Here is a 12,568-nt window from a genome sequence, read left to right on the forward strand (position 1 = left end):
CGCCGCCGCGCCCTTTCCGGGTCGCGGCGGCGCTTTTTTTAACGTATCCGATAAGGAGCCCACATGAACATCCAAGGCGAAATGATCATCGGCAAGCGCGCCGTGCGCGGCAGCGCCGCGCTGCTGCGCGCCTACAACCCGGCCACGCACGCCGAGATGGAGCCCGAATTCGGCGCCGCCACCATGGACGACCTGGCTGCCGCCTGCCTGCTCGCCGAACAGGCGTTCGACGCCTACCGCGCCACGTCGCTCGAGCAGCGCGCGCGCTTCCTGGAAACCATCGCCGAGCGCATCATGGACATCGGGCCGCTGCTCATCGAGCGCGCCTCCGCCGAGTCGGGCCTGCCGGCCGCGCGGCTGGAAGGCGAGCGCGGACGCACCTGCAACCAGCTGCGCCTGTTCGCCAAGGTCGTGCGCGACGGGCACTTCCTGGAAGCGACGCTGGATTCCGCCCTGCCCCAGCGCACGCCGCCGCGTCCGGACCTCCGCATGCGCAAGATCGGCCTGGGCCCCGTCGCCGTGTTCGGCGCCTCGAACTTCCCGCTCGCGTTCTCCGTCGCCGGCGGCGACACCGCGTCCGCGCTGGCGGCCGGCTGTCCCGTCGTCGTGAAAGCCCACAACGCCCACCTTGGCACGTCGGAACTGGTCGCCAAGGCGATCCGCCAGGCCGTGGAAGATTGCGGCATGCCGGAAGGGACGTTCTCCATGCTGATCGGAACGGGCTTCGAGATCGGCCAGGCGCTCGTATCGCACCCCGCGATCAAGGCCGTCGGCTTCACCGGCTCGCGCGCGGGCGGCCTCGCGCTCGTGAACGCGGCCAACGCGCGCAAGGAACCGATCCCGGTCTATGCCGAGATGAGCAGCATTAACCCGTTCTTCCTGCTGCCGGGCGCACTGGCCGCCGGCGGCAAGAAGCTGGCGCAAGGCTTCGTCGATTCGCTGACGATGGGCGTGGGCCAGTTCTGCACGAACCCGGGCCTCGTGATCGGTCTCGCCGGCGCCGACCTGGACGCGTTCCGCACGGCCGCCACCGAAGCGCTTGGTGCCAAGGGCGCGGGCACGATGCTCACGGCCGGCATCCACCAGACCTATTTGGACGCCGTGGCGCGCCGCTCCGGGATCGACGGCGTGGAACTGGTCGCGCAAGGCAGCTCGGAAGGCTGCGGCTGCGCCGGGCAGGCCATGCTGTACCAGACGGATGCCGCCACGTTCCTGTCGAACAGCCTGCTGGAAGAAGAGATCTTCGGCCCGACCTCGCTGATGGTCACCTGCAAGGACGAGAGCGAGCTGCTCGAAGTGGCACGCCGCGTCGAGGGCCAGCTGACGGCCACGATCCACGCCACGGCGGCCGACCGCGAGCTGGCCGGCAAACTGATGCCGACCCTGGAACGCAAGGCCGGCCGCATCCTGTTCAACGGCTTCCCGACCGGCGTCGAGGTGTGCCATGCGATGGTCCACGGCGGCCCGTTCCCTGCCACGTCGGACAGCCGCACGACGTCCGTCGGCGCCACCGCCATCGAGCGCTTCCTGCGTCCGGTGTGCTACCAGGACGTGCCGGCGGAGCTGCTGCCGGAAGCGCTGCGCGATGACAATCCGCTGGGGCTCACGCGGATGGTGGACGGGACGTTGCAGTAATCGTAGGGTGGGCGGCCCTCCGCCCACGTGTGACGTTCGCAAATCGCATACGCCACCCTACGGCGTCAATGTCCAATCGACGCTGTCGACCGAGGGGCCTGCCTGCACCTCGATGCGATTGCTGCCCGGCGCCAGGCGCACCGGCCACCGGGCGATGCGGCCTTCCACAGGCCTTTCGCCCAGGTCGACGCCATTCACGCGCAGCCGCACCGCCGGCTGATTGCTGTACACCTTGACCTCGGCATCCGCCGCGGTCCGCCGCACCGCGCGCCGCGACGCGATGTGGACCATCGGCTTCTTCGACCAGTTGGCCTGGTACCAGTAATACGCATCCTTGCGCACCCGGCGGTCCATGCTGACGAGGCCCTTGTCGTTGATGCCCGGCGCATCGCCTTCGCTGCGGCCGCTCGACGCGAAATCGAAGCCGGTCCACACGAAGCTCGCCCACAGCCAGGGCGCCGCCTCGATCTGGCGCCACGCCGCTTCGTGGTACAGGGCCTGGTACTGCTCCGGATGCCAGCCACTCTTCGCCTCCGGACGGCGCGGCGGGTCTTCCTGCTGCAGTGCGCTCGCCCCCGCGCCGTACTCGCTCAGCGCCTGCGGCGTCTGCGGCCGCAGCGTGCGGTTCGCCGCCAGGAACGGGCCGAGATCCGCGAACTCCTTGTCGTACCAGCCGAAATACACGTTCGACGCGATCACGTCCGTGTGCATCGCCTGCGGTCCGTCGAGCGGCGCGCAGCAGTTCGCGTACGCGGTCGGTCGGCTCGCGTCCTCCTCGTGCACCAGGCGCTGCATCGCGTCGAGCACATGGCTGCTGACGTCATCCACCTTGTAGATCTCGTTGCCCAATCCCCAGACGAGCACGGACGGGCGGTTGACGTTCTGGCGCACGAGTTCGCGCGCCTGCTGGGCCGCGTTGGCCGCGAACGCGTCGCTGGCGCCCACTTCCGACGTCAGCGGCAGCTCCGTCCAGACCAGGAAGCCATAACGGTCGGCCAGCGCGTAGCTGTGGGCGTTGTGCTGATAGTGGGCGAAGCGCAGGCCCGTCACGCCCAGCTCTTGCAGGATGCGGTAGTCGGCATCGATGTCGGCATCCGACACCGCCGTGCCCTTGCCCGGCACAGACGTCAGGTGGACGTTGACGCCATGGACGCGGTACGGACGGCCGTTCAGCAGCAGACCCCGTTCCGGGTCGAGCCGCACGGTGCGCACGCCGACCTCGTCGTCGACGCGGTCGACCGTCGCCCCCGCCCGCGCCACCGTCACGTCGCTCTTGTACAAATAGGGATCGTCGACGCCCTGCCACAGGTGCGGCGCCGCCAGTACGGCGTCCAGCTCGACCGGGACGACGGCCCGCGCCGGCAGCGCCGCGGTTTGCCGCGCGGTCGCCACCACCCTGCCCGCCGCGTCGCGCAGGCGCGCCGTCACGAGCACGCGTCCGGAACGCGCGCGCTCGTTCGCGACGCGCACGCGCCAGTGCAGCCGGGCCGCCTTGTCCGTCACGGCCGGCGTGCTGAAATAGACGCCGGGTCCGCCGGCGTCCAGCATATCGATGTGCACGTCGGACGTCGTCACGAGCCTGACGCTGCGATACAGGCCGCCGTACAGCGTGTAATCGCCGCCCAGCGGCGCGACGTCCGGCTGGCGCGCGTTGTCGACACGGACGCGCAATTCGTTGGCGCCCGGCTTCAACCGGTCCGTGACGTCGAAGCGGAAACGCGCGAAGCCGCCCTCGTGGCGCCCGACGTGTGCGCCGTTCAGCCAGACGTCCGTCGACAGCGCGGCGCCGTCGAATTCGAGATAGACGCGGCCGCGGCCCGCGGACGGTGCGGCGAGCGTGCGCCGATACCAGGCGGGCCCGCGGTACGGATGCGGCGTCGTGGCGTCGTCCGCATTGAACGTGTGGGGCAGCCGCACGGGCGTCCACGCTGCCTGGTCGGGCGCGTCGCCCTTGACGAAGGACCAGCCGTCGTCAAGGGCAACGGTGGCGCGTGGTGCGGCCTGGGCGGCGGTGATACAGCTCAGCGCGAGGACGAGCATTCCGCAGATGCGATAGGCAAGACGACCCATGCATGACTCCGATGAGAGGAACCCCAAATGCGTCGTCCCCGCGCAGACGTGGACCCACGTTCCGCTCGCGTTTCGACAACGCGTGCGAAATGAGGGCCGGCGCCTGCGCCGGGAATCGTTTCCGGCAATGCCGGGAACGACGACTCCGTGGCAACTCAGTGGTTATGACGCGGCATGTCGTGCCCCACGCCGCGGTACGGCAGCGCGAGTTCCATGCAGGCGCCCGTGTGCAACTGGCCGACGGTGGCGCGGTAGATCTGCTGCCACGGCGTCTGGTTCGGCGGGATCGCCGGCGGCGCATCCTTGCGGCGCTTGTCCAGTTCGGCGTCGGAAATCAGCACGTCGCAGCGGCCCATGTTCAGGTCCACGCGCACGACGTCGCCCGTGCGCAGCAGCGCCAGGTTGCCGCCCGCCGCGCTTTCCGGCGACGCATTCAGGATCGACGGGCTGTCCGACGTTCCGGACTGGCGGCCGTCGCCCAGCGTCGGCAGCGCCGTGATGCCCTTCTTGATCAGCGCATCGGGCGGTTGCATGTTGACGACTTCCGCCGAGCCGGGCCAGCCCACCGGGCCCGAACCGCGGATCACGAGCATCGTGCGCTCGTCGATATTCAGGGCCGGATCGTTGATGCGGTGGTGGTAATCGTCCGAACCGTCGAACACGACGACACGGCATTCGAACGCGTTCTCCGAACCCGGCGCCGACAGATAGCGCTGCCGGAACGATTCCGAGATCACGCTCGTCTTCATGATCGCGAAGTCGAACAGGTTGCCCTTCAGGACCATGAAGCCGGCCTTTTCCTTCAGCGGCGCATCGAACGAGTAGATCATTTCGCGATCGATGCTTTCGCGGCCGACGAGGTTTTCCGCCATCGTCCTGCCGGTGACGGTCGGACGGTTCGAACGCAGCAGGCCTTTCTGCTCCAGCTCCCACATGATGGCGGGCGTGCCGCCGGCGCGGTGGTAACGCTCGCCGAGGTATTTGCCCGCCGGCTGCATGTTCAACAGCAGCGGCACGTCGTAGCCGTATTCCATCCAGTCTTCGGGGGTGATCTCGACGCCGGCGTGACGGGCCATCGCCACGATGTGCGGCTGCGCGTTGCTGGAACCGCCGATCGCGGCGTTGACGACGATGGCGTCGATGAACGCATCGCGCGTGAGGATCTGCGACGGGCGCAGGTCCTCGAACGCCATGCCGACGATGCGCTGGCCCGTCTCGTAGGCCATCTGGCCGCGCTCGCGGTACGGCGCGGGAATGGCCGAGCAGCCGGTCAGCGACATGCCGAGCGCTTCCGCGACGGCATTCATCGTCGACGCGGTGCCCATCGTGTTGCAGTGGCCGGCGGACGGCGCGGAGGCCGTCGCGATGTCGATGAATTTCTGCTCGTCGATCTCGCCCGCGGCCAGGCGGCGGCGGCCCTTCCAGATCGCGGCGCCCGAGCCGACCAGTTCACCTTCGAACCAGCCGTCCAGCATCGGACCGCCCGACAGCACGATCGCCGGAATGTCGACGGTGGCGGCGGCCATCAGCTGGGCCGGCGTCGTCTTGTCGCAGCCGGTCGTCAGCACGACGGCGTCGATCGGATAACCATGCAGGATCTCGACGAGGCCCAGGTAGGCCAGGTTGCGGTCCAGCGCCGCGGTCGGGCGGCGGCAGTTCTCGAAGATCGGGTGCAGCGGGAATTCCATCGGGATGCCGCCCGCGTCGCGGATGCCGTCGCGCACGCGCTTGGCCAGGTCCAGGTGGATGCGGTTGCATGGCGAGATGTCGCTGCCGCTCTGGGCGATACCGATGATCGGTTTGCCGGAGCGGAGCTCTTCCGGGGTGATGCCGTAGTTCATGAAGCGCTCGAGGTACAGCGCCGTCATGTCGATGCGCTCCTCGTTGTCGAACCAGTCCTGCGACCGGAAGCGCTTCGGTTTGCTGTTCTGTTGTGTCATTCCGTATTACTCCTGCAGCGCCAGCACGTGGTGCGGCAATCCGGCCGTCTCGGCGCGGAAAGTGAACAGCGCGCCCGCGAGCGGCTGCTGGGCCAGTTCCTCGGCCGACAGGCCCTTGCGGGCCGACGTCGCGTACACGGTGCGCAGATCGTCGCCGGCAAAGGCCAGCTTGGTGATGTTCGAGCAGGGGAAGCGCACTTCGCCCACCTTGCGGCCGCTTGGGGTGCGGCGCTCGATGCGCCAGCCCCTGAACACCGCGATCCAGACATGCCCTTCGGCGTCGACCGCCATCCCGTCCGGCCAGCCGCCGTCCGTGATTTCCGCGAACAGGCGCTTGTTCGACAGGCTGCCGTCTTCCGCCAGGTCGAAAGCATACACCCGTTTATCCAGCGTGTCGGTGTGGTACAGCGTGCGCCCGTCCGGACTCACGGCCGGGCCGTTCGTGATGATGTAGCCCTCGTCCATGCGGACGACGCTCTTGCCGTCGAAACGGTACAGGACACCCGTCGGTTCGGCCTCGCCGTCGTCCATCGACCCGAACCACAGGCGTCCTTGCGGATCCACGTGGCCGTCGTTGAAGCGGTTGCCCGCCACGTCCGCCTCGACTTTCACGAACGGGACGAATGCGCCCGTCGCTTCAACGAAGCGGTACAGGCCGTCCTCCAGCGAGACGACGAGGCCGCCGTCCGTGGCGCGCACGACGAAGCTCACCTGGCCCGGCGCGGCCCAGCTCTTCCGATCGGTGCCGTCGGCCGCGCAGCGGTGCAGGCGGCGCCCCTTGATGTCGACGAACCAGACCTGCCGGTTGCCGGCATCCCACAGGACACCCTCGCCCAGCGTGGCCTCGACTTCCCACAGCGGGATCGGTGCGGAGGCGATGGCGCAGTCGGTCTCCATGTTATGCGCCATACCAGCCCGCGTCGACGAAGTATTCGCGGCCGCTGATGTGGCGCGCGTTGTTCGATGCGAGGAACAGCGCCAGCGCCGCCACGTCTTCCATCTCGACGCGCTCGGGGATGCACTGGCCGGCCAGGATGCGGGCTTCTTCGTCCGGGTTGTGCCACAGCGCCTTCTGGCGCGGCGTCACGACCGCGCCCGGGACGACGGTGTTGGCGCGGATGCCGTGCGGGCCGAATTCGCGCGCCTGGCTGCGGGTCATGCCTTCGATGGCGGCCTTCGCCATCATGTACAGGCCGAGCTGCGTGTGCGGCAGGTGCCACGAGATCGAACCGAAGTTCAGCAGCACGCCGTATTTGCGTTCCTTCATGCCCGGGATGACGGCCTGCGCGCAGAAGTACTGGTGGCGCAGGTTGACGTTCATGCGGCTTTCCCAGTACGCCGGCGTGACGTTCTCGATGTCGTGGCGATCGTCGTTGGCGGCGTTGTTCAGCAGGATGTCGACGCCGCCCGCCTCTTCCTCGATGCTTGCGAAGGTGGCTTTCAGCTCATCGATGTCGGTCAGGTCGCACTTGATGAACTTGGGCGCGTGGCGCGAGGCCGCCAGCGACGCTTCCAGCGCGCGCGAGGCTTCCTCGGCGATGTCGAGGAAGTACACGCGGGCGCCCTGCTTGACGAAGGCGGCGGTCAGTTCGCTGCCGATCCCGCTGCCGCCGCCGGTGATGACGACCCGCTTGTCGGCGAGGTCCGGATACGTCGCGTAGACGAATGCTTGGTTTTGTTCAGACATGTAGTTCTCGTTATATTCAGTTCACAGCAGGCCGCGTCGGGCCAGGTTGGCGTACAGTGCCCGTACGCCGAAGGTCCACGGTGCGATCGCATCGCTGCGCTGGACCGTGTTGACCAGCGTGCCGAGGGACGGCGTGGAGATGCTCACGCGGTCGCCCGCATGGTGGGTGAAGCCGCCGCCTTGCGCATCGCGGTCCTTGATCGGCGAGAACATCGTGCCGAGGAAGAGCATGAAGCCGTCGGGGTACTGGTGATGCTTGCCGCAGGTCTGGCTGACCAGGTCCAGCGGGTCGCGGCTGATTTCGCGCATGAAGCTGGCGCCCGCCAGTTCGAAGCCGTCGTCGACGCCTTCGATCAGCATGCGCACTTCCGCGTTGCGCAGCGTGTCGACATTGAAATCGCCGTCGAACAGGCGGATGAACGGGCCGATGGCGCAGGAGCCGTTGTTGTCCTTGGCTTTACCCAGCAGCAGCGCGCTGCGGCCCTCGATGTCGCGCAGGTTGACGTCGTTGCCGAGGGTCGCGCCGACCACTTGCGCGCGGCTGTTCACGGCGAGGACGATTTCCGGTTCCGGATTGTTCCAGTGCGACGACGGGTGCAGGCCGACGGCCGCGCCGTGCCCGACCGCCGACATCGGCTGCGACTTCGTGAACACTTCCGCGTCCGGGCCGATGCCCACTTCCATGTACTGCGACCACATGCCGCGTGCCGACAGGTCGGCCTTCAGGCGCATGGCGGCCTCGCCGCCCGGTTCCAGCTCCGACAGGTTGGTGCCGATCGTCGCCTGCAGTTGCGCGCGCAGCGCGTTGGCACGGCCCGGATCGCCCTTGGCCTGTTCCTCGATCACGCGTTCCAGCAGGCTGACGGCGAACGTGACGCCGCAGGCCTTGATCGCCTGCAGGTCGCACGGTGCCAGCAGGCGCACCGGGGCACGCTCGTCGCCGGCCAGCGCGGCGGCGACGAGCGCGTTCACGTCGCCCAAGTCCTCGCCTTCCGCGCCGCGCACGATGGCGACCAGGTCGTCGCGCTCGAACAGTTCGGACACGGTCGGGGCGTGGCGCGTGATGTCGACCACGCGGCCCTTGCGCACCGCGACGACCGCGGGACCATTGGTGGGGGCGGAACGCCAGACGCGACCGACCATCAAGGCCTGGTCGAGGTCCTGGGGCAGCGGATTGGCTTGGATAGCTGTCATGTTTGTCTCTCTTGGTTTATGCCACCGTCAGCGTGGCCTTCTTCAGGTCGACGCTGTTCGGTCCTGCGAAAATGGTGAACGTCCCGGGCTCGACGACGCGTTTCATGTCGGCGTTGTAGAACCACAGGTCGGACGGTTTGATGTCGAACGTGACGGTGCGCTTTTCGCCCGGCTCCAGGGTGACGCGCCGGAAACCCTTCAGTTCGAGCAGCGGGCGGGTGACGGAGCTGACGTCGTCGCGGATGTACATCTGCACGACCTCGTCGCCGCGCACGGCGCCGGTGTTCTGCACGTCGACCTGCACCTGGGTCGTGCCGTTCGTCGCGATCCGGTCCTTCGCGAGGCGCGGCGCGGAGATGTCGAAGCGCGTGTACGACAGGCCGTAGCCGAACGGGTACAGCGGCGTCGTCACGCCGTCGATGTAGCCGCGGCGGCTGCTCGGCTTGCGGTTGTAGAACATCGGCAGCTGGCCGACGTTGCGCGCGATGGTCACGGGCAGCTTGCCGCCCGGGTTCGCGCGGCCGAAGATCAGGTCGGCGACGGCGTTCCCCGTCTCCTGCCCCATGTACCAGCATTCCATCAGCGCATCGGCGCGCTCGGCCAGGTAATTCACGGACAGCGGACGGCCGTTCAGCAGCAGCACGACGGTCGGCTTGTTCAGCGCGAAGATGGCGCGTGCGAGGTCGTTCTGCTGGCCGACCAGGTCGAGCGTGGTGCGGTCGCCCAGGTGGTTGTCGGCCCACGCTTCGCGCGCCGTCTGTTCGTTATCGCCCAGGACCATGACGATGGTGTCGGCCTTCTTCGCGGCTTCCACCGCCTCAAGGATCAGGCGCGCATTGACCTCGGGCTTGGTCCACACGATCTCGTCCTGGCCCCACACATGGCCTTCCGTCAGGCGCACGCCTTCCGAATAGTCCAGCGCGAAGCCGTGGGCCTGCGCTTCCTTCTGCAACGCCTCGTGGATGGAGACGACATGGCGCGGCTTGTCCGAATAGCCGCCGATCGGGGTGTCCTTCGCATGCGTGCCGACCAGCAGCAGCTTGCCGACCTTCTGCGGCGCGAGCGGCAACAGTCCTTTGTCGTTTTTCAGCAGCACCGCTGTACGCTGGGCCGCTTTGCGCGCGAGGGCGATCGCCTCCGGCGTGGCCGTGCGGGCCTCGGCCTGGGCGGCGTCGGCGTACGGGTTCTCGAACAGGCCCGCCTCGAACTTCAGGCGCAGGATGCGGCGCACGACGGTATCGATCTCGCGCTGCGCGATCTTGCCTTCCTTGACCAGTTCCGCCAGCACCGCATAGCCCGCCGGGTCCGGCGTCTCGATGTCGACGCCCGCCTTGAACGCGGCGAGGCCCCCTTCCTTCACGGAGCCGACGAGGTGGTGGCGGCTGCCCAATTCGGCCACCGCCATGTAGTCGGACACGGTCAGGCCCTGGAAACCCCACTCGCGGCGCAATACGTCCGTCAGCAGCCAGCGGTTGGCGTGCGACGGGATGCCGTCGATCTCGTTATACGACGGCATCACGGCCGCGATCTTCGTCTCCTTGATGATCTTTTCGAAGGGCGGGAAGAACTCTTCGCGCAGCGCGCGCTCGCCCACGTTGGCGGGGCCGATGTTGGTGCCGCTCTCCGGCTGGCCGTGGCCCGTCATGTGCTTCAGCGTCGCGTAGACCTTGTCCTTGGCCAGCGGCAGCGAGTCGCCCGAGAAGCCCAGCACCGCGGCCTTGCCCATCGCGCCGCACACGTGCGGGTCTTCGCCGTAGGTCTCTTCGATGCGGCCCCAGCGCGGCTCGCGCGCCACGTCGACGACGGGCGCCAGCGCCAGGTTGGCGCCGCGCGCACGCATTTCCTTTGCCGCGAACGAAAAGACCTGCTGGACCAGTTCCGGGTCGAACGTGGACGCCAGGCCGATCGCCTGCGGGAAGCTGGTCGCGTCGGGCGCCACGTAGCCGTGCAGCGATTCCTCGTGCATGAAGACGGGGATGCCCAGGCGCGTCTGTTCCATTGCCCACTTCTGCACGGCGTTCACGTATTCCGCCGTTTCCTTGGGGCCGCGGTTGCCGACGGCACCCGAGTTGCCCGCGTTGTTGTCGGCGCCGATCTGGCGGTCGGACGGACGCGCGAACATGCCCATGCCGTTCGGGTGCACGCGCCTGGCCTTCTCGCTCGAGAAGCTCGTGTCGGCGTTCTGCAGATCCTTTTTGGAGAGCCAGACGCACTGCAGCTGCGCGATCTTTTCATCGAGCGTCATGCGCCCCAGCAGATCTTCCACGCGCGCCGCGACGGGCGCACCTGCCTGCTTATACACCGGCGCGCCGCCCTTGACGGCCTTGGCCGCCATTGCGCCCGGCACGACGGCCATACCGGCCGCGCCGCTGACCGTGGCCAGAAATTCCCTGCGTTTGATACCCATCGACTCGTGTCTCCTGCTTGTTTTTGTATGTGCCGCCGTGTCGCCGGCGGATGGATCTGGCTGGCATGTGACCAACATTCCAATAACAGAAATGTTACCGCAACCATTCCAGTCTAATCGGCCCATTTGGCCCTTGTCAATCAATTATTCGGAAGATGTCCGGCGGAGGCGACGCAACGCGTGCCGGACGCGCGTAGAAGAGCCCACGCAATGGCGGGACCGGCTGGGAAAGCGGAAAAGCGGGATGTTAGCGTGAACAAACTGCCACACCCGGACGGGTGCGGCAGGTCATGTGGAAAGGGTACGGACGGTGCCGGCCGGACGGCGCCGGCCGGGGAGTATCAGCCGGCGCGCTTGCCGGCCGCCAGCGGCAGCAGTGCGGAAGGACGGGTGCGCGGCGCGGCGTCGGACTGGCGGCGCACCAGTTCGAAGTCCATGCGTACCTGTTCCGGTTCCGCGGCCTCGCCCTCGCGCAGCGCACGCACGCGGCGCACAAGCGATTGCACGGCTTCGCGCGCCATGCCGGCGATGGGCTGGCGCACGGTCGTCAGCTCCGGCCAGATGGTGGTGGCGAGCGCCGTGTCGTCGAAACCGGTGACCGTCAGGTCGCCCGGCACGTCCAGGCCGAGCCGGTGCGCGACGGCGACGGCGGCCGCCGCCATGTCGTCGTTGCTGGCGAAGATCGCGGTGGGACGCTCTTCCAGCGCCAGCAGGTGTTCGGCGGCGTCCAGGCCGGAGCGGTACGTGAACATGCCTTGCACGACGAGTTCGGGGGACGCGTCGGCGCCGAGTTCCGCGATCGCGGCGCGATACCCTTCGAGGCGGCGCGCGCTGGCCGTCTGGTTCGGATGACCGACGACGAAGCCGATGCGGTGGTGCCCCAGGTTGACCAGGTGGCGCGTCATCGCGTACGCGGCTTGGTAGTCGTCGATGCTGACCGCGCCCACGTGGCTGTCCGGCAGCCCGCACGCCACGACGACGGCCGGGATGTTCGCCTCCGCGATGGCGGCGAGCACTTCTTCGCTGTCGCACAGCGGCGGCGGCAGGATGATGCCGTCCAGGCCATTGTCGACGAGGCGCCGCGTCTGCTCGGCCTCGTGCTCGCCGGCCTCGCATTTTTCCACGAACAGCTGGACGTTGTTCAGGCCGGACTGGCTCAGGAGACCGACGAGGAATTCGCTCAGGTAGGCCGCGCTCGGGTTACTGTACAAGAAGCCGACGCGGATCGGCTTCGAGCCCGCGAGGTTGCGCGCTTCCTGGTTGGGCGTGTAATTCAGTGCCGCCACGGCTTCCGCGACCTTGCGCCGCGTGCTGTCGCGCACGAGGCCCTTGCCGTTCATGACGCGCGATACGGTCATCGCGGACACGCCCGCGAGCTTGGCGACGTCGGCCATCGTCGGCTGGCCCCGGCGCTCCACCTCTTCCTGGACGGACTCTACTTTGGCTTTGGTCATGTTCTCCCGATTCCCCATCGACTTTTGTTTGCGCTATCTTAACACTTGAGGGGCATGCAAAGATAGCCATAAAAATGGACGTAAACACCCAGAAATCGATTTCGCATTTTCAAAGTTTGCGCTAACATTCCTGCGCCGGGCGGGCCGCCGTATCCGGCGCCCATATAAATACAACGGAGAC

Annotated in this window: 8 protein-coding genes; 1 reads left to right on the forward strand and 7 read right to left on the reverse strand. The window is 67.8% G+C overall.

From position 1 onward, the window contains the following. Positions 1-63 precede the first annotated feature (63 nt). Positions 64-1,635: an aldehyde dehydrogenase (NADP(+)) gene (locus tag BVG12_RS05765; RefSeq protein WP_075791581.1), complete on the forward strand. Its 1,572-nt coding sequence runs from the start codon at positions 64-66 to the stop codon at positions 1,633-1,635. Positions 1,636-1,692: 57 nt separating this feature from the next. On the opposite strand, the gene BVG12_RS05770 is transcribed toward BVG12_RS05765, so the two are convergent. The 7 genes from BVG12_RS05770 to BVG12_RS05795 all read right to left on the reverse strand — a co-directional run bounded on the left by BVG12_RS05770 (position 1,693) and on the right by BVG12_RS05795 (position 12,387). Then, positions 1,693-3,705 (reverse strand): glycoside hydrolase family 2 protein, encoded by a 2,013-nt coding sequence (locus BVG12_RS05770; protein ID WP_075791582.1) that lies wholly within the window; start codon positions 3,703-3,705, stop codon positions 1,693-1,695. 155 nt (positions 3,706-3,860) lie between these two features. Next, positions 3,861-5,645 carry an IlvD/Edd family dehydratase gene (locus tag BVG12_RS05775; RefSeq protein ID WP_075791583.1) on the reverse strand — a complete coding sequence of 595 codons (1,785 nt, stop codon included), beginning with the start codon at positions 5,643-5,645 and terminating at the stop codon, positions 3,861-3,863. 6 nt (positions 5,646-5,651) lie between these two features. After that, positions 5,652-6,542 (reverse strand): SMP-30/gluconolactonase/LRE family protein, encoded by an 891-nt coding sequence (locus BVG12_RS05780; RefSeq protein ID WP_075791584.1) that lies wholly within the window; start codon positions 6,540-6,542, stop codon positions 5,652-5,654. A 1-nt stretch (position 6,543) separates the two neighbouring features. After that, positions 6,544-7,332 carry a D-xylose 1-dehydrogenase gene (xylB, locus tag BVG12_RS34960; protein WP_083684638.1) on the reverse strand — a complete coding sequence of 263 codons (789 nt, stop codon included), beginning with the start codon at positions 7,330-7,332 and terminating at the stop codon, positions 6,544-6,546. Between the two features lie 21 nt (positions 7,333-7,353). Further along, positions 7,354-8,526 carry a fumarylacetoacetate hydrolase family protein gene (locus tag BVG12_RS34965; RefSeq protein WP_083684641.1) on the reverse strand — a complete coding sequence of 391 codons (1,173 nt, stop codon included), beginning with the start codon at positions 8,524-8,526 and terminating at the stop codon, positions 7,354-7,356. A 16-nt stretch (positions 8,527-8,542) separates the two neighbouring features. After that, the gene (locus BVG12_RS05790) at positions 8,543-10,933 is read right to left on the reverse strand and encodes a glycoside hydrolase family 3 N-terminal domain-containing protein (RefSeq protein WP_075791585.1); all 2,391 of its coding nucleotides are present in this window, start codon (positions 10,931-10,933) and stop codon (positions 8,543-8,545) included. A gap of 341 nt (positions 10,934-11,274) precedes the next feature. Next, positions 11,275-12,387: a LacI family DNA-binding transcriptional regulator gene (locus BVG12_RS05795; RefSeq protein WP_075791586.1), complete on the reverse strand. Its 1,113-nt coding sequence runs from the start codon at positions 12,385-12,387 to the stop codon at positions 11,275-11,277. Positions 12,388-12,568: the final 181 nt, after the last annotated feature.

Origin of the sequence: Massilia putida (assembly GCF_001941825.1) — a bacterium.
Taxonomy (GTDB): domain Bacteria; phylum Pseudomonadota; class Gammaproteobacteria; order Burkholderiales; family Burkholderiaceae_D; genus Telluria; species Telluria putida.